The 19,555-nt window shown below is 68.4% G+C and carries 20 protein-coding genes; 12 read left to right on the top strand and 8 right to left on the bottom strand.

Annotated features, from left to right (window positions below; all coding sequences use genetic code 11):
- Nucleotides 1–49 precede the first annotated feature (49 nt).
- Entirely contained in the window at nt 50–436 is a 387-nt protein-coding gene (locus tag ABIB14_RS02325) for a DUF1801 domain-containing protein (protein ID WP_354233769.1), read from the top strand.
- A gap of 41 nt (nt 437–477) precedes the next feature.
- On the opposite strand, the gene ABIB14_RS02320 is transcribed toward ABIB14_RS02325, so the two are convergent.
- Together ABIB14_RS02320 and ABIB14_RS02315 are read right to left on the bottom strand one after the other, a co-directional pair.
- Nucleotides 478–798 (bottom strand): GYD domain-containing protein, encoded by a 321-nt coding sequence (locus ABIB14_RS02320; protein WP_354233767.1) that lies wholly within the window; start codon nt 796–798, stop codon nt 478–480.
- 195 nt (nt 799–993) lie between these two features.
- On the bottom strand, nt 994–1,329 hold the full coding sequence (locus tag ABIB14_RS02315; RefSeq protein ID WP_354233766.1) for a cupin domain-containing protein: 336 nt from the start codon (nt 1,327–1,329) through the stop codon (nt 994–996).
- Nucleotides 1,330–1,531: 202 nt separating this feature from the next.
- Here ABIB14_RS02315 and ABIB14_RS02310 point away from each other — a divergent pair, with 202 nt between their 5' ends.
- Entirely contained in the window at nt 1,532–1,936 is a 405-nt protein-coding gene (locus tag ABIB14_RS02310) for a hypothetical protein (protein ID WP_354233764.1), read from the top strand.
- A gap of 36 nt (nt 1,937–1,972) precedes the next feature.
- Here ABIB14_RS02310 and ABIB14_RS02305 read toward each other — a convergent pair whose 3' ends face one another.
- Entirely contained in the window at nt 1,973–2,290 is a 318-nt protein-coding gene (locus ABIB14_RS02305) for an acylphosphatase (RefSeq protein ID WP_354233762.1), read from the bottom strand.
- Between the two features lie 157 nt (nt 2,291–2,447).
- On the opposite strand from ABIB14_RS02305, the gene ABIB14_RS02300 reads away from it, so the two are divergent.
- Nucleotides 2,448–2,714: a YegP family protein gene (locus ABIB14_RS02300; RefSeq protein ID WP_354233760.1), complete on the top strand. Its 267-nt coding sequence runs from the start codon at nt 2,448–2,450 to the stop codon at nt 2,712–2,714.
- Between the two features lie 73 nt (nt 2,715–2,787).
- Here ABIB14_RS02300 and ABIB14_RS02295 read toward each other — a convergent pair whose 3' ends face one another.
- Complete coding sequence (locus ABIB14_RS02295; protein ID WP_354233758.1) at nt 2,788–3,513, bottom strand: hypothetical protein; 726 nt, start codon at nt 3,511–3,513, stop codon at nt 2,788–2,790.
- A gap of 212 nt (nt 3,514–3,725) precedes the next feature.
- Here ABIB14_RS02295 and ABIB14_RS02290 point away from each other — a divergent pair, with 212 nt between their 5' ends.
- A complete protein-coding gene (locus ABIB14_RS02290; RefSeq protein WP_354233757.1) occupies nt 3,726–4,958 on the top strand; it encodes a mechanosensitive ion channel family protein in 1,233 nt (410 codons plus the stop codon).
- Between the two features lie 376 nt (nt 4,959–5,334).
- On the opposite strand, the gene ABIB14_RS02285 is transcribed toward ABIB14_RS02290, so the two are convergent.
- Complete coding sequence (locus ABIB14_RS02285) at nt 5,335–6,216, bottom strand: pullulanase X25 domain-containing protein (protein ID WP_354233755.1); 882 nt, start codon at nt 6,214–6,216, stop codon at nt 5,335–5,337.
- Between the two features lie 249 nt (nt 6,217–6,465).
- Between ABIB14_RS02285 and ABIB14_RS02280 the strand changes: the two genes are divergently transcribed.
- Entirely contained in the window at nt 6,466–7,440 is a 975-nt protein-coding gene (locus ABIB14_RS02280) for an aldo/keto reductase (RefSeq protein ID WP_354233753.1), read from the top strand.
- A gap of 106 nt (nt 7,441–7,546) precedes the next feature.
- Here the strand turns inward: ABIB14_RS02280 and ABIB14_RS02275 are convergent, their stop codons facing one another.
- Entirely contained in the window at nt 7,547–8,611 is a 1,065-nt protein-coding gene (locus ABIB14_RS02275) for an adenosine deaminase (RefSeq protein ID WP_354233751.1), read from the bottom strand.
- Between the two features lie 68 nt (nt 8,612–8,679).
- On the opposite strand from ABIB14_RS02275, the gene uvrA reads away from it, so the two are divergent.
- Both uvrA and ABIB14_RS02265 read left to right on the top strand, forming a co-directional pair.
- Nucleotides 8,680–11,235, top strand: coding sequence for an excinuclease ABC subunit UvrA (gene uvrA / locus ABIB14_RS02270; protein WP_354233749.1), 2,556 nt, complete (start codon nt 8,680–8,682; stop codon nt 11,233–11,235).
- A 220-nt stretch (nt 11,236–11,455) separates the two neighbouring features.
- Nucleotides 11,456–12,127: a transglycosylase family protein gene (locus tag ABIB14_RS02265; protein ID WP_354233748.1), complete on the top strand. Its 672-nt coding sequence runs from the start codon at nt 11,456–11,458 to the stop codon at nt 12,125–12,127.
- A gap of 142 nt (nt 12,128–12,269) precedes the next feature.
- Here the strand turns inward: ABIB14_RS02265 and ABIB14_RS02260 are convergent, their stop codons facing one another.
- Nucleotides 12,270–12,842 carry a hypothetical protein gene (locus ABIB14_RS02260; RefSeq protein ID WP_354233746.1) on the bottom strand — a complete coding sequence of 191 codons (573 nt, stop codon included), beginning with the start codon at nt 12,840–12,842 and terminating at the stop codon, nt 12,270–12,272.
- Nucleotides 12,843–12,986: 144 nt separating this feature from the next.
- Here ABIB14_RS02260 and ABIB14_RS02255 point away from each other — a divergent pair, with 144 nt between their 5' ends.
- The 4 genes from ABIB14_RS02255 to ABIB14_RS02240 all read left to right on the top strand — a co-directional run bounded on the left by ABIB14_RS02255 (nt 12,987) and on the right by ABIB14_RS02240 (nt 16,229).
- Nucleotides 12,987–13,889 carry an MSMEG_6728 family protein gene (locus tag ABIB14_RS02255; RefSeq protein ID WP_354233745.1) on the top strand — a complete coding sequence of 301 codons (903 nt, stop codon included), beginning with the start codon at nt 12,987–12,989 and terminating at the stop codon, nt 13,887–13,889.
- Nucleotides 13,890–14,077: 188 nt separating this feature from the next.
- Complete coding sequence (locus ABIB14_RS02250; protein WP_354233744.1) at nt 14,078–15,025, top strand: NAD-dependent epimerase/dehydratase family protein; 948 nt, start codon at nt 14,078–14,080, stop codon at nt 15,023–15,025.
- 63 nt (nt 15,026–15,088) lie between these two features.
- Entirely contained in the window at nt 15,089–15,475 is a 387-nt protein-coding gene (locus ABIB14_RS02245; RefSeq protein WP_354233743.1) for a DUF1622 domain-containing protein, read from the top strand.
- Between the two features lie 7 nt (nt 15,476–15,482).
- Nucleotides 15,483–16,229, top strand: coding sequence for a YqjF family protein (locus ABIB14_RS02240; protein WP_354233742.1), 747 nt, complete (start codon nt 15,483–15,485; stop codon nt 16,227–16,229).
- Nucleotides 16,230–16,333: 104 nt separating this feature from the next.
- Here ABIB14_RS02240 and ABIB14_RS02235 read toward each other — a convergent pair whose 3' ends face one another.
- Entirely contained in the window at nt 16,334–17,587 is a 1,254-nt protein-coding gene (locus ABIB14_RS02235; RefSeq protein ID WP_354233741.1) for an APC family permease, read from the bottom strand.
- Nucleotides 17,588–17,846: 259 nt separating this feature from the next.
- On the opposite strand from ABIB14_RS02235, the gene ABIB14_RS02230 reads away from it, so the two are divergent.
- On the top strand, nt 17,847–19,400 hold the full coding sequence (locus tag ABIB14_RS02230) for an HNH endonuclease (RefSeq protein WP_354233740.1): 1,554 nt from the start codon (nt 17,847–17,849) through the stop codon (nt 19,398–19,400).
- Nucleotides 19,401–19,555: the final 155 nt, after the last annotated feature.

The following is a 19,555-nucleotide window of genomic DNA, read 5'->3' as shown; positions in this document are numbered from 1 at the left end:
GGCACGGAATACTGCTCCCTCTGAGGCCGATATCGGGCATAATGCCAGCATGGCTGATCCGCGCGTGGACCATTACATCGAAGCCCTCCCGGCCTGGCAGCAGGTTATCTGCCAGCAGGTCCGCGCTTTGGTCCACGCCGCCGATCCCGGCGTCGAGGAAACCATCAAACGCTCCGTCCAGCCGTACTTCGTACTGGACGGCAACATCTGCGCCCTGCTCGCGGCAAAGGACCACGTCAACGTGTTCCTGTACGACGGCGGCATCGTGCCTGACCCGCAGCACGTCATCACCGCCGGGCACGGCAACAAGACTGCCCGCACCGTCGCCTTCCATGAGGGCGACGCCGTGAACGAGGACGCCCTCGGCGCGATGTTCCGGGCAATTATTGCCAACAACAGGGCCGGCGGCTGGCGCAAAATTAAGGACGCCCGGTAGCCGCGTCACTGCCCGGGTTCCCGGCCGCCCTACTGCCCGGGTTACTGTCCGGGGGCGCGATACGTCGGGGTCTTCTTGGCTGCTTCGTCAAGGTCCTCCGGCGTCATGAGCGGCTTCAGCCGCACGGTTACGTTGCCGGTCGCATTGATCATCAGCGAGAGCGCCGCGGCGTCGGCGGGAGTCGGGACGTCAAAGACGCCCAGCACATCGGTGTGTCCGAAGGCGTAATAGAAACAATCGAGCGATCCGCCGACGGATTTAACGGCGTCAACCAGGGCGTCACGCCGCTTGCTACCGCCTTCGCGCATGAGGCCCTTGATGCCCTCGCCCACGTAATTCGCTTCAAACAGATATTTGGTCATGGCTTTTCCTGTCCCGTAAGGTCCAGAACGCAGGCATCAGGGCAAGTCGCCCGGCATGCCAGCGCGAGACCTTCCTGGAGCCGGTCCCCGAGTGGGGCCGTCGGGCACAGCGTAGGCGCACCGCCGGGCGCTGACAACAGGTTCCGGAAAGCCCGCGAGGGCGCCGCCCTGCCCCAGCCCTGCCCCAGCCCTGCGTCAGCCCGAGACCTTGGCCACCGTCATCAGGATCGCGGAGTCCTCCTCGGCCTGCAGGCTGTGCAAACCGTCCGGCACGATCAGAAGGTCGCCTGCTTTGCCCTGCCAGGATTCGTTGCCGGCGCTCAGCCGGACAGACCCCTTGAGCACAAACACGGTGGCCTCCCCGGGGTTCTGGTGCTCGCTCAACTGGGTTCCGGCCCTGAACGCCATCACGGTCTGGCGGAGCACCTTCTCGTGGCCGCCGTACACGGTGTCCGCTGCCCGTCCGCTGCCGGCCGCGAGCGCCGCCGTGAGCTGTTGCCGGGCCAAAGCGTCGATCGATATCTTCTGCATGGGCCCACCCTAGCCACCTCCGGGCCCCGTGCCGAGGGTCATTTGTCCCGACCGGATCGTATACCCGCCAGCGGGCCGGCCGAACGCAGTCCCGGCCCGGCAGGAGGGCCTGGGACGGCAGTCCCTGTTGGGAAGCGGCGCCCCTCGCTAGACTGAAATTGCGCCGCAAAGACGCAGTGTTCGATTCGGGAAAGGCATGGCCATGACGGACAACAGCGGCATCAGAGACACCCCGGATAATCCAGCCTCGGAAGAGAAGCCAGAAGAAAAAGACCTGCGGGGCAGGTACGTCGAAGGAAACTTTGGCAGGGCCGGCGCGCAGACTGGGCGGCATACTGACGACGATGAGGGCCAATACATCGAAGGGGATTACGGCCCGGCCGGCAGCGAGGGCGGACTGCCCGAACCGCTGGGAGGCAAAGCCCGGGAATCGGGTCGATACGTCGAGGCCAACTACGGCGAGAGCGGATCCGTGCCGGGCCGCACCGCCGACTCCGAAATCGGCCAGTACGCAGAGGGCGACTACGGCACAGACGGGAAAGTGGATCCGCTCCGCAAAGCGGCTACGGCTAAGGGCACTGACAAGGCCGAAACCAAGCCCGAGTAGTTCCGCGCCTGCACCCGCGAACAGGCCGGCTACCAGTCAGTACACCACCCGGAAGTTGCTGAACGCTCCGGTCGCCCTGGACATCCGCTCCTCCACGTGGTCCACCCGTCCGGGCGCGTCCGGCGAGCGCAGCCAGGCCCGGAACTGCAGCACCACTGCCTGCGGGCCCTCGACGACGACGGCGACCGTGCCGTCGTCGTCGTTCCTGACCGTCCCGCGCAGCGAGAGCTCCTCGGCCTTCCGGACCGTCCAATACCGGAAGCCGACCGCCTGCACCATGCCCTCCACCCGGGCCGTGAGCCGCACGATAATACCGGAGTCTTCAGCGCCCGGACTGTCCGCGATTTCAGCCATGGGTCCAATGTAGTCCCGGCCCGGCATAGGCAACATCCGGGACCTTAGCCCCTTTAGTCCCGCCTGTGACTTAGGCAATGTGGATAGAACACTTCCGGCACCTGGCACACAGCGGACACCCCGCGTCGCCGGCCGGAACGCCGAAAGGACATAGACCATGGCAGGACACTTTGAGATCTTCACCGATTCGGAATCGAACATCCGGTTCCGGCTGCTGGGGGCGGACGGGACAGTGCTGGCCGTCTCCAAGGCCTTCGAGGACAAGCGCTCCGCGGCGGACGGCATCATGGCAGTCCGCGAGTGCGCCGGAACCGGGCTGATCCGGGAAACGCACTCCACTCCCTGGGGCGGCACCACCTGGACCAGGAGCAGCCAGACGGTCCGCCCGCGCACCCGCCAGCGGAGGCACCTCCCCGCCGTGTGAAGGTGGTTCCGATGAGAGCCCGCCCTGCTCGCAGCAGGGCGGGCTCTCCCGCGTTCCGGGACAGAACGGTTCGCTACCCGGCCGACTTCGCCGGCCGCAGCGACGTGATCATGGTGCGGATCTGGCGGTACTCCGGGGTGCCGGCATAGAGTCTCGCCTTCTCCAGATAGGGCAGCGAGGCCTCCGCGGGCGTGAGGTTGTTTGCCGGGTTGTAGGCGCCGCCGAACAACGCCCCGCTCGGCGGCCACAGGAAAAGCAGGAACATGGGGCAGGCCAGCGTTCCGGATTCCTCGGGCATCATGGTGATCCCGTACGCGGCAGTGGTGGTCTGCGTGGGTCCCGGCCCGGTTCCGTCACCCCGGGATGCGAAGACGTAGCGGGGCACGGCCTGGTCCGCGGCGCCCGGCTCGGCCAGGGCCTGGACAGCGTGCGAATCGTAGACCTGGTAGGGGTACCGCACGCTGCACTCCGCACCGGTGACGATGTTGGTCCGCAGTTGGGCCATCGGTTTACCGCCGGCGTTCGTGATATCCACGAACGCCCCGCCCAACGCCCCGCCGGGATCCCGGGCGGTCCAGTCCGGCGGGTAATCGAAGGACAGCCCGTCCGACGTCGTGAACGTCTTCCAGTCCGATGGAGTCGCGGTGCCCGGAGTCGCGGTGCCCGGAGTCATGGTGCCGGCCGCCGTCGAACTGGCCGCCGGGGACCCGGCGCTGGGCGACGGCGCTGCCGGAGCGCCACACGCGGTCAGCACCAGGACCAGTCCAAACGCAGCCGCCCAAGATGCGGTGCGACGCATGTCACCCTCCCCGAAGACGCAAGTGTTCGCCTCATTTTCGGGGTTTTGGCGGCGGAATCTAGGGCATTAGGTCCCTAACCGGCTACTGGTCCCACGTGATGCAGGCATGGCGGGCCGGCGTGAGCGGACCCACGTTGACATTCCACCGATTTCCGTTGATTCGGCGAAGCTTGCTAGACCTGAAAGTGATGCAAGATTTTCTAAGTTCCGCGATGCCCTTTTTCGCCGTTGCCCTGGCCGTGGCCGCCGGGCTGGTCGCTTCCTGGCTGGTGCGCCGGGTTGTCCTCCGGCTCAACCGCAGGCAGGAGGCGCTTCGGGAAACCTCGCGGGAGGCGCGGCTTCCGTTGCGCTTTGCGCTCTGCCTAACCGGCGTGCGGATCGCACTCCGCATGACCACGAACGACGTCGAGTGGCGCCGCAACGTGGACCATGCCCTGCTGATAGCCCTAATCGCATCCTTGGCCTGGCTGGCGATCGCCATCCTGCTGGTCATCGAAACCATCATCCTCACCCGCTACCGGGTGGATGTGGCGGACAACCGGCGTGCCCGGCGTCTCCGGACCCAGGTGATCATGGCCCGGCGGATCGGCGTGGCGCTGATCGCGATCGTGGCGCTGGGCAGCATCATGCTGACGTTCCCCGCCATCCAGGCCCTCGGCGCCGGGCTGCTGGCGTCCGCCGGGGTGATCTCGATCGTGGCCGGCCTCGCCGCGCAGACGTCGCTGGTCAACGTCTTCGCCGGCCTGCAGCTCGCGTTCACGGACGCCATCCGGGTGGACGACGTCGTGGTGGTCCAGAAGGAATGGGGTCGGATCGAGGAAATCACCCTGACCTACGTAGTGGTCCACGTCTGGGATGACCGCCGGCTGATCCTGCCCTCCACCTACTTCACCACCACCCCGTTTGAGAACTGGACCCGGCGCCAGTCCGAGGTGATGGGCACGGTGGAGTTCGACTTGGACTGGCGCGCGCCGGTGGAAGCCATGCGGGCCGAGCTCAAGAAGGTCCTCGCCAGCACCGAACTCTGGGACAAGCGCGTGGGCGTCCTGCAGATCACCGATGCGACAGCGGGGTTTGTCCGGGTACGCATCCTGGTCAGCGCCGGCGACAGCGCCTCGCTCTTTGACCTGCGCTGCCTGATCCGCGAGGAGCTGGTGCTCTTCCTGCAGCAGGATTACCCGACGGCGCTGCCGCACGTCCGGCTCGAATCCATGCCGTCCGCGACGGCCTCCACCCAGCAGGAGGCCTCGGACCGGCCGGCGGCTAAGCGGCCGGGACGGATCTCCGCGGCCGACGAAACCAGCGCACGGATGCCCTCCGACCCGCACGATTCGCAGCTCTTCACCGGCTCCATCGAAGCGGTGCGGCGCTCCCGCGCGTTTGCCGGGCCGGGCGAGGACGTATTCGAGGACAGGGACAAGTCGATCGCGGCGCAGAAGAACTAGGACCGGTCCTCGCTGTCCGGTCTTCCCAGTCCGCCTGCACGGGTTGATAATCGGAGCCATGACGATCCCTCCGGCACCTGGTCCTGATCCGTTCCCGCCCGAGCCCGGCCCGACGATGCCGGACCCGCAGCCCGGCGACCCGTTCCCGCCGGATCCCGGACCTCCGCCGCCGGCGCCCATCCCCGGGCCGGACCCGAGCCCCACACCAAGTCCGATGCCGGGTCCGTCTCCGACCCCGGCACCCGTGCCGGGTCCGTTGCCGATCCCGGATCCGGGCCCGGTCCCGCCGCCACCTGTTCCACCGTCGCCGGACCCGACCCGGTTCTGAGCCCGGGCTCACGCTGCTGCAGCAGCAGGATCATTGCGTGCCGCGCGCCTACTCGAGAACGATGTCGCGGGTCCGGTGGTCGTAGCGGATCACCAGCACGCCGCCGCGGTGATGCACCTCGTGGTTGGCGCCGTCGAACGCGCCGAACGCGCCGTAGTTTTCATCCCAGGAGCGGTTGATCGCGATCTTGAAGCTGTAGGAGCCCGGCGGCAGGTCCACGGCGAGCTTCCACAACTGATCCACTTCATCCAGCAGCATCTGGGACTCGTCATACTGCGGAGCCCAGTTCGCGGGCGCGCCCAGCAGGACGTTGAAGTCGCCGGCAACGGCAACTTCGGCGGGCTGTTCGGCGGCCTGCTCGCTGGCGGCGTGGCTGGCCGGTGTTGCCGCCTGGGCTGCCTGATCCGCCGTCCTCCGCTTCCGGACCGCCTTGGCCACCGGGGCGACGGCCTCTTCGACCAGCCTGGCTGCCTTGTCGGCCACTTTCTCGGCGACCTTGGCGGCCTTCGGTGCTGCCTTGGGTGCTGCCTTGGGTGCTGCCTTGGGCGCCGGCTTCCCGGCGGGGGCGGACGGCAGCGGAGTGCCGGCCGGGACCGGGGTACCGGCGTCGAGCGCGGCGGTAAAGGCGGCCGGGTCGGCGAAAGCGACAGTGGCGCGCTGGCCGGCCTCGGTGACGGTCCAGCCGGAGCGGCCCTTGACCAGCCAGCCGGCCTTGACCAGCCTGGCCGTGGCGGTGGTAAGCGCCTTGTGGCCTCGGGGAATACCGCCGCTGAGCAACTCGCGCTCGTGGTCGTTGAGCGGCACCCGCGTGATCGCTTCACCCAGCACCACGCCGGCGTTCAGCTTCTCGCCCGACCACACCCCCTCGGCCAGGACATCCAGAACAGCTTTAAGCCGAAGGTTGGTGTTTTCCGCTGAGTTCTCGCCCATGGGTCTCCTTTAGAAGCAAATGATCCACCTGCATCTTGCCAAGGTTCGGCAGGATACGCGACCGGGCGAGGTTAACTCTTTGCGTCGTGACCGACTGTGACGGAAAAGCACACCCGGAACCCGTTGCCCGCGGCAAGCAGGCTGACTAGAGTTGCCTGATCGCCGCAGCCTCGCCGGCCGAGCCGCCCATCGGAGAGATCCACGGACTGATCCACGGCGTCCCCTCCCCCTCTGATTCAGGAGATCCCCATGGAAACACGTACCCTCGGATCGCTCACCGTCTCGGCCCTCGGCCTGGGCTGTATGGGCATGAGCGAGTTTTACGGCTCGGGCAACGAGCAGGAGTCCGTGGCTACCATCCAGGCCTTCCTCGACGCCGGCGGAACCCTGCTGGACACCGCGGACATGTACGGCCCGTTCCGCAACGAAAAGCTGGTGGGCGGAGCCATCGCCGGCCGGCGCGACGACGTCGTGCTGGCCACCAAGTTCGGCAACGAACGCCGCGAAGACGGCTCCTGGGTGGGCATCAACGGCAAACCCGAGTACGTCCGGTCCGCGTGCGACGCGAGCCTGCAGCGCCTTGGCGTGGACCACATCGACCTCTACTACCAGCACCGGGTGGACAAGACCGTGCCGATCGAGGAGACCGTGGGCGCCATGGCCGAGCTGGTGCAGGCCGGCAAGGTCAGGCAGCTGGGACTCTCCGAAGCCAGCGCCGACACGATCCGCCGCGCCCACGCCGTGCACCCCATCGCCGCCCTGCAAACCGAATACTCGCTCTGGGAGCGCGAACCGGAGACCAAGGTTTTCCCGGTCCTCGCAGAACTCGGCATCGGCTTCGTCCCGTACAGCCCGCTGGGCCGCGGCTTCCTCACCGGCCAGCTGCGCAGCGAGGACGACTTCGCCGAGAACGACTTCCGCCGCCGCTCGCCCCGCTTCCAAGGCGAGAACTTCACCCGCAACGTCCAACTCGTGGACCGGGTCACGGACCTGGCCACCGAGAAGGGCTGCACCCCCGCGCAGCTGGCCCTCGCGTGGCTGCTGGCCCAGGGCGGCCACATCGTGCCGATCCCGGGGACCAAGAAGCGCAAACGGCTGCGCGAGAACCTGGGCGCCGCCGACGTCGAACTTTCCGCCGAGGACCTCAGGCGCCTTGATGAGCTGGCTCCGGCCGGCTATGAGGCGGGCGCCCGGTACCCGGACATGGGCACAATCGACGTCTGAGCATGCAGCGGGGGTCACCGAACCCGCGCGCAGCGCCGTTGCCCTGTCAGTTATGGTTCCCATCCGCCCGTTTTAGCGACCATGAGTGATAGGGCAACCCGGGGTGTTATCGGCCCGAGGCTGCGAGCTCGGCCAGCAGCTCCGTCTTGCGGTCCTCGCTCGCGAACGAGGACCGGATGGAGTTGGCCGCGAGGCGCACGCAGTCGAACTCGGACAGGCCGATCACGGACCTGAGCTGGGCGAAGTTGTCATCCACGTAGCCGCCGAAGTAGGCCGGATCGTCCGAGTTCACGCTGACGTTCAGCCCGGCCGCGAGCATGCCTGCCAGCGGGTGGTCGGCCAGCGTGTCCACCGCGCGGAGCCGGACGTTGGACAGCGGGCAGACGGTCAGCGGCATGAGCTCGTTCACCAGGCGTTCCACCAGCTCGGGATCGTCCATGCAGCGGACGCCGTGGTCGATCCGCTCCACTTCCAGCAGGTCCAACGCCTCGATGATGTACGACGCCGGACCCTCCTCGCCGGCGTGCGCGACCCGCCGCAGCCCGGCCTCCTTGGCCCGGGCGAAGAGCCGCTCGAACTTCGACGGCGGGTTGCCCGCCTCGGCGGAGTCCAGCCCGATCCCGATGATCGGCGCGCCCATGGCAAGCAGCTGCTCCAGCACCTCCAGCGCCGACTCCTCGGACAGGTCGCGCAGGAACGCGGCGATCAGCAGCGTCGAGATGCCGAACTCCTGCTCCGAGGCCGCCAGCACCGACGCGACGCCATTGACGCAGGTCTCCAAGGACACCCCGCGGGACAGGTGCGCCTGCGGATCCAGCATGATCTCGGCATGCCGCACCCCGGCGGCCGCGGCCCGGGTCAGATAGGCGCGGGTCATGTCCGCGAAGTCCTGCTCGGTCCGCAGTACGGCCATGTTGGCGTAGTACAGGTCCAGGAACGACTGCAGGTCTGTGAACTCGTACCGGGCCCGGAGCTCGTCCAGGTCCGCGTACGGCAGCGAGATCCCGTTGCGTTCCGCGAGCGCAAAGATCAGCTCCGGCTCCAGCGTGCCCTCGATGTGCAGGTGCAGCTCCGCGACCGGCAGCGCGGCGTGGACTTCTTCGGGGATTTCGGCGAACTCGGGGACGCCCTCAGCCTGGGACGCGTCCGCGGCGCCGTCGTAAATTTCCATTCGCTAAGGATATGCCCGCCCGGGGATGAAGATGCCCGCCGGAAGCTGCGCCGGATAGAGTCGAACAGATGCAGAACACTCAGCAGGCTTCCCATCCCGCCGGCCTGGCGCCGGACCACCCCGCGGACGGCTTTGTCCGGGTCCGCGGCGCCCGGGAGAACAACCTGCGCAACGTGGACGTGGATGTGCCCCGGGACGCGATCGTCGCCTTCACCGGTGTCTCCGGCTCCGGCAAGTCCTCGCTGGCCTTCGGCACCATCTACGCCGAGGCCCAGCGCCGGTACTTCGAATCCGTGGCGCCCTACGCCCGCCGGCTGATCCAGCAGGGCCACAACCCAAAGGTGGAACTGATCACCGGACTGCCGCCCGCCGTCGCGCTCCAGCAGCGACGCGGGACACCCAGCTCCCGTTCCACCGTGGGCACCGTCAGCACGCTGTCCAACTCGCTACGCATGCTCTTCTCCCGCGCCGGCAGCTACCCCGACGGCGCCGCGCCGCTGGACTCAGACGCGTTCTCGCCCAACACCGCGGCAGGCGCCTGCCCGGAATGCCACGGCCTGGGCATCGCCCACACGGTCACCGAGTCCTCGCTGGTCCCGGACCCGACGCTGAGCATCCGCGACGGCGCGATCGCCGCCTGGCCCGGCGCCTGGCAGGGCAAAAACTTGCGCGACGTCCTCACCCACCTGGGCTACGACGTCGACACCCCGTGGCGGAAGCTGCCCAAAAAGGAGCGCGACTGGATCCTGTTCACCGAGGAACAGCCCGTGGTGGAGGTGACGCCGCAACGCGACCGCGTCGCCAAGCCTTACAAGGGCCGCTTCTGGAGCGCCCGCAGCTACGTGCTGCACACCCTCGCCGATTCCAAGAGCAACACCATGCGCGAGAAGGTGCTGCGCTTCATGGAAACCGGCCCGTGCCCGCGCTGCGGCGGCAGCGGCCTGCGCCCGGAGGCCCTGGCTGTCACGTTCGCCGGCCGCACCATCGCCGAGCTCAATGCTGCGCCCATGACTGAGCTGGCCGAGATCATCCGCCCCACCACCGAGCTCACTTCGGCGGGGACCGCCTCGCGCAAGCAGTCTTCCGAGTCCAACGAGGTGGCCGTCGCCATCACCCGCGACCTGCTGCAGCGCGTCACCGTGCTGGTGGACCTGGGTCTGGGCTACCTCGCCCTGGGCCGGTCCACCCCCACCCTCTCCCCCGGCGAAATGCAACGCCTGCGGATCGCCACTCAACTGCGTTCCGGGCTGTTCGGCGTGATCTACGTGCTCGACGAGCCGTCCGCCGGCCTGCACCCGGCCGACGCCGAGCCCCTACTGGCGGTGCTGGACCAGCTGAAATCCTCCGGCAACTCGGTGTTCGTGGTGGAGCACAACATGGACGTGGTGCGCCGCGCCGACTGGCTGGTGGACGTTGGACCGCGCGCCGGCGAGGGCGGCGGCGAGGTGCTCTACAGCGGACCCGTCGCCGGGCTGGCCGAGGTGGAAGCCTCTGTCACCCGGCCGTACCTGTTCCCGGACGCCGCAGGTCAACAGCCGCACGACGCCGGGTCCGGCGCCGGGGTGCGCGGGTCCCGGCGCGGGCCGACGGGCTGGCTCGAGCTGCGCGACATCAGCCGCCACAACCTGCAAAACCTGGACGCCAGCTTCCCGCTGGGCGTCCTGACCGCGGTGACCGGCGTGTCCGGCTCCGGCAAATCGACCCTGGTCAGCCAGGTCCTGGCCGAGGTGGCCGGTGCGTGGCTACACCCAGACTCCGCCGCGGCACCGCAAGAGTCCCCGGAAGACGCTGAGCCCAGCGCCCCGCTGAGCGTCGGCCCGGTGTCCGGGCTGGAGCGGATCGACCGCCTGGTGAAGGTGGACCAGAAGCCGATCGGCCGCACCCCGCGGTCCAACCTAGCCACCTACACAGGGCTGTTCGACGCCGTCCGCAAGGAATTCGCCGCCACGGACCAGGCAAAGGCCCGCGGCTACGGCGCCGGACGATTCTCGTTCAACGTGGCCGGCGGGCGCTGCGAAACCTGCCAGGGCGAGGGGTTCGTTGCCGTCGAGCTGCTCTTCCTGCCCGGCAGCTACGGCCCATGCCCGGAGTGCCACGGCTCGCGCTACAACCCGGAGACCCTGGAAGTCGCCTACCGGGGCAAGAATGTGGCCGAAGTGCTGGGCATGACGGTCAACACGGCCGCCGGCTTCCTGGCCGACGTCCCGGCCGCCGCGCGTGCTTTACAGACCCTGCGCGAGGTGGGCCTGGGCTACCTCCGGCTGGGCCAGCCTGCCACCGAGCTTTCCGGCGGCGAGGCGCAACGCATCAAGCTCGCCACCGAACTGCAGCGTGCCCAGCGCGGCCACTCGCTCTACCTGCTGGACGAGCCCACCACGGGACTGCACCCGGCCGACGTCGAACTCCTCATGGCCCAGCTGCACCGGCTGGTGGACGCCGGAAACACAGTGGTGGTGGTGGAGCACGAGATGGACGTGGTGGCCGCCGCGGACTGGGTGATCGACCTGGGTCCAGCCGGTGGCGACGCCGGCGGCAAGATTCTCGCCGCTGGCGAGCCCGCCGTCGTCGCGCGCTCCACCAAGAGCCGGACGGCTCCGTACCTGGCAGCGGTCCTCGGTGGCTGATTCTTGGCCAGAAAGCCGGTGAGGGGTTGATCTGTGTCCCGGGCTGCCCTACCGTGGACGGATGCCCGCAAACGGGCTATTGCATGCCCGGTGCTGCCCCCACCATGATCTGCCCGACCGGCAGCCACCGAAAATGACCTCTATTGTCAGGGGCGGGCAGTGACGCGATAACGTCCGGGGACGGACCGAGCGCCGGTGGCCCTCAGGAGCAGCTGAAACCATGAAGACCTCAACCTTTACTACTGCCGCACGCCGTGGAGCCACTCTGGCCGTCATCTCGGTGGCCGGCGTCGCCCTCTCCGCCACTGCCGCGACCGCGGCTACCCCCACCGCCACGACCAATTCCACCTGGGATTCGCTGGCCCAGTGCGAGAGCAGCGGCAACTGGAGCACCAACACCGGCAACGGCTATTCGGGCGGGTTGCAGTTCAGCCAAAGCACGTGGGCCGCCTACGGCGGCTCGGGATCGGCGGCCTCCGCCAGCCGCGAACAGCAGATCGCCGTCGCGCAAAACGTCCAGTCCAGACAGGGCTGGGGCGCGTGGCCGGCGTGCGCCGCCAAGCTGGGTCTGAGCGGAGGCGCGGCCGCGGCCCCTGCCGCCGCCCCGACGAAGCTGCCGGTGAAGCTGCCGGCGGCCCAGGCGCCAGTCCGGTACGTACCCGCCCAGGCCGCGCCGGTGCGCACGGCCCCTGTTCAGGCGGCACCGCGGCACGTCGCCGCGGTGGCCCTGAGCGGCGAGACCTACACGGTCCAAAGCGGCGACAACCTGAGCAAGATCGCCAAGCAGCTCAACATCCACGGCGGCTGGCAGGCTCTCGCCGACGCCAACGCGGCCACCATCAGCAACCCGGACCTTGTGCTGGTCGGCCAGGTCCTGCAGCTCCCCGCCTAAGCTGCAGCAATGTGATTGAACGGCAATGTAACTGATCGGCAGTGTAACTGAACGGCAGTGTGATTAAACGACGACGCCGGCGCGCCCTTGGGGGTCGCTCCGGCGTCGTCGTTCAATCGGTAGTTATGCGATCAGGCTGTCCTCAGACGGTCCGCGGGAGTTCGCGGATGATGCGGACCTTCCAGGCGGCGTCGTCGCTGGTGTCAAGCAGGGCCACGGTGCCCTGCGCGAGGTGCAGTGCGACGCGTTTGGCGGCGAGCAGTTCGAGGTAGAGCTGTTCGTTCATCCGGGCCGGGGTATCGATCACGTACTTCACCCCGTCGCGGACCTTGCGGTAGTTGGCGCTGCGCTCCCGGTGCAGATGGAGTTCGAGCATCCCGCGCTGCCTCAATCGCGGTTCATGCCGGTTCAGCCAGGACACGGCCGCATGGACGGCTACCACCAGCGTGAATGAGACCACGTAGATTTCCCAGCCACTGGAGAGCAGGAACAGCGGCAGGTTGGCGATGGCGACGATCGCGATCAGGAGCCGGAATGCCATCAGTCGCCGCACGGTCAGGGCCATCGAGGCCAAGCCCGCGCGGAACCCGCTTTGCTCCTTCCGGGCCTCGGCCGGGTCCAGGGTGAATTCTTCGAGGACCAGGATGCCGTTGGCTTCCGGGGGGAGCATTTGTCCGTATTTGGGCGCAAAGGGCGCCGCTGCTTCAAGGGTCATGGCGGGTCTTCCGTGCGGCAGGGATGGTTTGGCTAATGGTAGATCCCCCAGCTGGGAACTGTCTGTATCATTTCGCGATGTGAACACCCTCACCCGCAGGCCCCAGCAATTGGCGTTGCGGGCCGGCGGCCCCAAACTGGAGAGATGCAGACTTTCCTTCCTTTCCCCGATTTCCGGCAGAGCGCCGCGGCCCTTGACCGCGTTCGGCTCGGCAAGCAGCGCGTCGAAGCTCTGCAAATGCTGCGCGCGCTGGTGATTCCCGAGTACGGGTGGCAGTCCCACCCGGCCGTACGGATGTGGATGGGGCATGTCCCGGCATTGACCCTGTACGGTCTCGCCGTAGTGGACGAATGGACCGCCCGCGGCGGCGAAGACACCACCCGGGACAAGATCACGGAGTTTGCTCCGCAGGCCGCGCACCCGGACTACGCCGCCAAAATCCAGATGCCGTACTGGCTGGGGAACCCGGATTTCCACCTCAGCCACCGCTCCCGGCTGCTCGCCAAGGACCAGCGGTTCTACGCCTCGGTGTTCCCCGGCATCGACCCTGACCTTGAGTACGTGTGGCCCGCGCCCAAGCACGAGCTGTTGCCGGAAGATCCTGCCGGGGACCGCATGTGGGTCCTCCGCCTGCCGTTGAGCGACACCGACCCGCAGCGACTGGACACCGTCAGCCTACCGCCGGTTCGCGGCAAGGCTTCCGGCGCCGACGACGACGAGTACCAGTTTGTTTACGCGGACAACGGGTCCCGCCGGCCGGACAAGAACGCCCGCAAGCGCCCGGCCAAGCCGCTGGTGAAGAAGCCTACGCGCAAGCGCCTGGCGCAGGAGGAGGCCTTCACCACGCTGCCGGGGAGGTCCGTGGTGGCGATCCCGTTCGACGGCGGCCAGTCCTTCGCCGTCGGCGAGGTCCAGGGCCGTCCGGTCACGGTGGACGGCAAGTTCGCCCGCAACTTTGCGGTCACCGAGATCGTGGCGCGCCGGGACTTCGATTACCCGGCGCTGTTGCAGGACCCGCGGGTGTTCTTCCCGATCGCCGCGCGCTAAGTTTTGGGCGCTGCTGGGCGCTGGGGTCGGCGCACCCCTGGGGCGCCGGGGTCGGCGCACCCCGGCTCGCGGGTTCCGTCCGCCATCGGCGTTTCCAGACGTCGAGCTGGACCGGAAGCCGCGAGTGGGGATGGCAGCGTTTCCCCCGCTCACAGCACCGCACCGCAATTGCTGGCAGACTGGCCGGTATGACTGTTCTGCTGGCCGGTTGCGGCGACTTGGGTACCGAGGCCGGACTGCGCTTTGCTGCTGCCGGACACCGCGTGGTGGGCTGGCGACGCTCCCCGGACAAACTGCCGGCTGCCATCGAAGGCGCAGCGGCTGACCTGAGCCGGGGCGAACTGCCGCCGGTCCCGGCGGACACCAAAGCCGTCGTCGTCGCGATTGCGGCGGACTCCCCCACCGAGGAGGCCTACCGGGCCGCGTATGTTGACGGGCTGGCGCATGTGCTCGATGCCGTGGCGGCGTCCGGAGCGCCGGTGCACCGGGTGCTGTTTGTGTCCTCCACCGCGGTCTACGGCGACGCCGACGGCAGTTGGGTAAACGAAGCGACGGCGCCTAATCCCGGCGGGTTTTCCGGCCGCATCATCCGCGAGGCTGAGGAACTGCTCCACACCCGCCTGGGCGGCTCGGCGATTTCGCCCGTGGTGTTGCGCCTGGGCGGGATCTACGGGCCCGGCCGGACCCGGTTGATCGACCAGGTGCGCGGCGGGAAAGCCACCATCCCGGCGGAACCACGCTTCACCAACCGGATCCACCGCGACGACGCCGCTGCCGCCATCGTGCACCTATGCACAACGGCTGTCCAGCCCGCTCCGGTGTACCTGGGCGTGGACAACGAACCGGCCGAACTCGCCGAGGTGTTGCGGTTCCTGGCCGCCGAACTCGGGCTACCGGAACCGGCATCGGAGCCTGCTGCTGCGGCGGCTGAGCGCACCTCCGGCCCCTCTGGCGGGGGCTCGCGTGGCGGCTCCGGCAGCGGCCCCAGCGGCGGCTCCAGCGGCGAGCCGTCGCGTGGCGGGAACAAGCGCATCAGCAACGCGTTGCTTCGGAGCACACGCTTCGAGTTCCAGTATCCGAGTTTCCGCGAGGGCTACCGCGCCGTGCTGGCCGGCGTCGGGGAGCGGCATCCCTGATGCGTTGGCACTGGGCCGGGGCCTCACGCCACTACATTTCACACCCGACTTCCGAGGGGCAGCATGGATTTTCAGCACATCATTGAGACGATCGGCCGGTTCATGGATTTCGCCGGTGTGGCCGTGATGGTGATCGGTGCCCTGGTATCCCTCCCCATGGCACTGCGGGGATTCCAACCGCGCCGCCTGCCCGCCGGCTCAGAACCGCTCACGGTCTACCGTTCCTACCGGCAACTGCTGGGCCGCTCCATCCTGCTGGGCCTCGAGCTGCTCGTGGCGGCCGACATCATCCGGACCGTCGCCGTGACCCCTACCTTCGAGAGTGTGGGAGTGCTGGCCATCATCGTGCTGATCCGGACCTTCCTGAGCTTCTCGCTCGAGCTGGAAATCACCGGCCGCTGGCCCTGGCAGAAGCAACCCGCGGGCAACCAAGCCGCCATGGCGAGCTGACGAACCGATGGAAATAAATCACTGGCCTTTGGCGCCGGAGTTGCCCCGACCGGTCATCATGGACCAGCGTTGGACGGACGCCGTCTTCCTGCACTGGCGCATTCCACGGCCGGTCGCGGCGTCGTTCATGCCTGCCGGCGTGGTCCCGGACGAGTTCGACGGGTCGGCCTGGGTGGGGCTCATCGGCTTCCGCATGCAGGGTGCCGGTGTGGGCCGGGGACCGGGGATTCCCTACTTCGGCAGCTTCAACGAGATCAACGTGCGGCTCTACTCCCGGGAACCGGACGGCACCAGGGGAGTCGTCTTCCTGAGCCTGGATGCGTCGCGTTTGGCGGTGGTGCTGGCGGCCCGTGCGGCGGGAATCCCCTACGTGTGGTCCCGGGACCGCTTCCGGGCGGCCAACCCCGCTGCGATGCCGGCGGATCCGTCTACCGGATATTCGGTGCGGCGGTTTCGGGACGGCGCGCGGAGCGACTTTGCGGTTGCCCCGCAGTACGACGTCGACGCCGCCGACCCGCTGTCCGTCCACCTCACGGCGCGGTTCGGATTGCATACCCGCTTCCGCGGGGAGACGCTCTACGTTCCGAATACCCACAGCCCCTGGCCGCTGTTTCAGGCACGGCTGACGGTGTTGGAGGACCAGCTCGTGGCGGCAGCAGGCATCACGGTGTCCGGGCCGCCCGAATCGGTGTTGTTCTCGCCAGGGGTCCGGACACAGTTTGGCCGCCCGCGGGCGCTGCACGGCCTTCTGTAGCCCGCGAGGCACGGGGGCGCCACGGCCACGCGGCAGCGCGTCGGAAAACGGCAGCGCGTCGGCGCGCTGTGCAGGGCGGTGCTGTGCAGGGCTGTGCTGTGCTGTCACGACTTCCTGCGCCGCCGGATCGCACGCAGGAGGATCCCAACAACGAACATGAGCACACCCAACGCCACGGACATCGGCGGGAGGGCGGCGACGAGGGCCACGCAGGCCACGGCGCCCAGCACCTGGAGCGCCTTGGGGTATCGGCGGTCTGCGGCGGGTTGAGTGAAGGCGGCGATGTTGGCGATCAGGTAGTAGATGAGCACGCCGAACGAGGAGAAGCCGATCGCACCGCGCAGGTCGGCGACGGAGATGATCGTGCAGATTACTACCGCCAACGTGACCTCGGCCCGATGGGGCACCTTATATCGGGGGTGGACCGCGGCGAGCCAGTGCGGCAGATCTTGTTCGCGGGCCATGGCCAGGCTGGTTCGCCCGAGCCCGGCGATGAGCGCCAGCAGCGCACCCAGGGCCGCGACCGCCGCGCCGGCTCGGACGACGGGGCCGGCCCATGGCGTAGTCCCGGATTCGACGGCGACGGCGAGCGGTGCGGGGTTGGCCGCCATTGAGTCGGCGCCGATGGTCGCCAGCAGCATAACGGCGATGACGGCGTAGACGACGATCGTTATGCCCAGGGCAATACCGATGGCACGGGGAATAGTCCGCCGCGGGTTCCGTACCTCTTCGCCCATCGTCGCGATCCTGGCGTAACCGGCGAAGGCGAAGAACAGCAACCCGGCTGACTGAAAAATCCCATACCAGCCGTGGGCCAACAGCCCGTCCCCGAGAATCTTGGCCGGATCCGGCGCGGAACTTCCCCAGGAGGCGGCCACCGCCGTCGTAAGTGCCGCTAGTACCAGTACCACGAGGATGCGCGTCAGCCCGGCCGTCCGGGTGACACCGTGATAGTTCACCGTGGCGAGGAGGACGACGGCTGCGATGGCCACCGGGCGTTCCCAACCGTGCGGGGCGGCGTAGGTGGCAAAGGTCATGGCCATCGCCGCGGCGCTGGCGGTCTTGCCGATTAAGAATCCCCACCCGGCCAGGAAACCCGGCCACGGCCCGAGTCGTTCCCGCCCGTAGACGTAGGTCCCCCCGGAGGTCGGGTAGGCGGCGGCGAGCTGGGCGGAAGATGTGGCATTGCAGAAAGCCACTACGGCAGCAACGACCAGCCCGAGCAACAGACCGGAGCCGGCAACGGCAGCTGCCGGGGTGAAGGCCGCGAATACGCCGGCCCCGATCATCGAGCCGAGCCCGAGCACAGACGCATCAAAAGTGCCCAGCCGGCGCGCAAGAACCTGAGGGTCACTCATGCGACCAGCCGCCGTATCGGTGCACGCGTCACTTCACCTATCGCATCATTCATAGCGTCCCAACATGTGTATGGATATCGCTATCCGATCTCGGGTTCCACGATACTTTGCTCACTCCCAGCCGCTACCTTGAGTCACGCACAGCGAACCGCCTCCGCGCCGCAGGGTTTTGGGCCAGTTGCGGGAGTTGCTTGCGACGGCGGCCTCAGACGCGGCCGGTGCGGCTCATAATGTCTTAGCCTCGGTGTTGGATTGGTTCATGGGAACCACTGCAGCTCTCACTGTCCGTCCGGCCGTTGGTCCGGCCACCCGGCCGGCCGGTGATGAGCGCACGACTCCGTCGCTGGCGGGTGTTTTGGGCCAGTTGCGGGAGTTGACTGCGACGGCGGCCTCAGACGCGGCGTTGCTGGGATTCGGCGACGCCGCTGACTACGCGGCCGGGGTCGAGGAGATCTCCCGGGCCGTGGACTACCTGCAGCTGGTCGCGGCCGCGGCCGTGGACCGCACCCGCAACGAACCCACCGGCGCGGCCGGTACTTGCGGGGTACCGGCCGGCGACGTCGGTGCCGCCCGGGGCCGGGCCGGCGATGACGGGTTCCGCAGGACCGAGGAGTTCCTGCGGGCCCGGCTGCAGATCAGCGTCGCCGAGGCCCACCGCCGGCTCTGCCTGGCCCGGGCTGTGCTGCCCCGCACGGGTATGACCGGCCAGCCGCTGCCGCCGCTGCACGAGGAACTCGCCGCCGCCGTGGCCGCCGGGGCCGTCCCGTCCCCGTCAGCGACCCTCATCACCCTGGCCCTGGACCGGGTCCGGCCGCTCTGCGGCGCGGAGACCGGTGCCCGGATGGAACACGCCCTGACCCGCACCGCGATCGAGCACGACCCAGATTTCCTGGCCCGGATCACCCGGCGCTGGCTGGACGCGATCGACCAGGACGGCGCCGAACCGGCCGAGGAAGTCCTGCGACAACTCCAGGGCGCGTTCCTCCGCCGTCCCCGCCACGGCCTGCAGCACCTGGAAATCTTCGCGACCACCGAGCAGTTCGAACACCTCCTGACCGTGATGAACACCGCCACCAACCCCCGCACCACACCGGCCCAAGGAATCGACGAAGGAGCCCGGGCCGGCACCGGCACAGCGGAGTGCGCCGGGGAGACGGCACGGGGCCGGGAGACGGCAGTGGCCGGGGGCCCTGGCCCGGTAGAAGTCGGCCCGGCGGAAGTGGGACTGGACTGGCGGTCCCGGCCGCAGAAACTCCTCGACGGCCTGGTCGGTGCCTGCAAGCTCGCCCTCGCCTCCGGCGGCCTGCCCGGCACCGGCGGACTCCGCCCCCAGATCATGGTCACGATCGACTACCGCGACCTCCTGACCCGCCTCGGCCCTAACCCCGGCCCCGGCACCGGGACCCTGGCGTTCACCGGCCCGGTCACCGCCGAGACCATCCGCAAAATCGCCTGCGACGCGGACATCATCCCCGTCCTGCTCGGCAGCCAAGGCCGGATCCTGGACATCGGCCGCACCAGCCGGGTCTTCCCGCCCCACCTCCGCAAAGCCATCACCGCCCGCGACCAGGGCTGCGCGTTCCCCGACTGCACCATCCCCGCCCCCTGGTGCGAAGCCCACCACATCGACTACTGGTCCCGCGGCGGCACCACCAGCACCGACAACGGCACCCTGCTCTGTTCCCACCATCACCACCTGATCCACAAAGAACACTGGACCATCCAGCCCCGGGCCGGCATCCCCTGGTTCATCCCGCCACCCCACCTCGACCCACACCAACAACCCCGCCGCAACCACTACTTCCGATCGTGAGGCAGGGCCGGCACCTGGACCACGGCCGCACTCCATCAGATCAATGAATCGGATCAATGAATAGGTCTCGTCAAAGCTGCTGTTCCGTGCTGTGATGACAACTACCCAGCCTTTGAAACAACCCGCGAAGGGGAACGATCATGGCACAAAACGGC

This window comes from Arthrobacter sp. UYEF3 (genome assembly GCF_040546245.1).
GTDB lineage: Bacteria > Actinomycetota > Actinomycetes > Actinomycetales > Micrococcaceae > Arthrobacter.
The sequence above is the reverse complement of the archived record's forward strand: the minus strand, read 5'-3'. Positions and strand labels throughout refer to the sequence as shown.

Coding starts and splice junctions, on each gene's coding strand:
- ABIB14_RS02315 (WP_354233766.1), bottom strand. CDS start 1,329: ATGCAGAAGATATCGATCGACGCTTTGGCCCGGCAACAGCTCACGGCG.
- ABIB14_RS02240 (WP_354233742.1), top strand. CDS start 15,483: ATGGAAATAAATCACTGGCCTTTGGCGCCGGAGTTGCCCCGACCGGTC.
- ABIB14_RS02310 (WP_354233764.1), top strand. CDS start 1,532: ATGACGGACAACAGCGGCATCAGAGACACCCCGGATAATCCAGCCTCG.
- ABIB14_RS02245 (WP_354233743.1), top strand. CDS start 15,089: ATGGATTTTCAGCACATCATTGAGACGATCGGCCGGTTCATGGATTTC.
- ABIB14_RS02265 (WP_354233748.1), top strand. CDS start 11,456: ATGAAGACCTCAACCTTTACTACTGCCGCACGCCGTGGAGCCACTCTG.
- ABIB14_RS02280 (WP_354233753.1), top strand. CDS start 6,466: ATGGAAACACGTACCCTCGGATCGCTCACCGTCTCGGCCCTCGGCCTG.
- ABIB14_RS02250 (WP_354233744.1), top strand. CDS start 14,078: ATGACTGTTCTGCTGGCCGGTTGCGGCGACTTGGGTACCGAGGCCGGA.
- ABIB14_RS02275 (WP_354233751.1), bottom strand. CDS start 8,611: ATGGAAATTTACGACGGCGCCGCGGACGCGTCCCAGGCTGAGGGCGTC.
- ABIB14_RS02300 (WP_354233760.1), top strand. CDS start 2,448: ATGGCAGGACACTTTGAGATCTTCACCGATTCGGAATCGAACATCCGG.
- ABIB14_RS02230 (WP_354233740.1), top strand. CDS start 17,847: ATGGGAACCACTGCAGCTCTCACTGTCCGTCCGGCCGTTGGTCCGGCC.
- uvrA (WP_354233749.1), top strand. CDS start 8,680: ATGCAGAACACTCAGCAGGCTTCCCATCCCGCCGGCCTGGCGCCGGAC.
- ABIB14_RS02260 (WP_354233746.1), bottom strand. CDS start 12,842: ATGACCCTTGAAGCAGCGGCGCCCTTTGCGCCCAAATACGGACAAATG.
- ABIB14_RS02290 (WP_354233757.1), top strand. CDS start 3,726: ATGCCCTTTTTCGCCGTTGCCCTGGCCGTGGCCGCCGGGCTGGTCGCT.
- ABIB14_RS02305 (WP_354233762.1), bottom strand. CDS start 2,290: ATGGCTGAAATCGCGGACAGTCCGGGCGCTGAAGACTCCGGTATTATC.
- ABIB14_RS02235 (WP_354233741.1), bottom strand. CDS start 17,587: ATGAGTGACCCTCAGGTTCTTGCGCGCCGGCTGGGCACTTTTGATGCG.
- ABIB14_RS02295 (WP_354233758.1), bottom strand. CDS start 3,513: ATGCGTCGCACCGCATCTTGGGCGGCTGCGTTTGGACTGGTCCTGGTG.
- ABIB14_RS02255 (WP_354233745.1), top strand. CDS start 12,987: ATGCAGACTTTCCTTCCTTTCCCCGATTTCCGGCAGAGCGCCGCGGCC.
- ABIB14_RS02320 (WP_354233767.1), bottom strand. CDS start 798: ATGACCAAATATCTGTTTGAAGCGAATTACGTGGGCGAGGGCATCAAG.
- ABIB14_RS02325 (WP_354233769.1), top strand. CDS start 50: ATGGCTGATCCGCGCGTGGACCATTACATCGAAGCCCTCCCGGCCTGG.
- ABIB14_RS02285 (WP_354233755.1), bottom strand. CDS start 6,216: ATGGGCGAGAACTCAGCGGAAAACACCAACCTTCGGCTTAAAGCTGTT.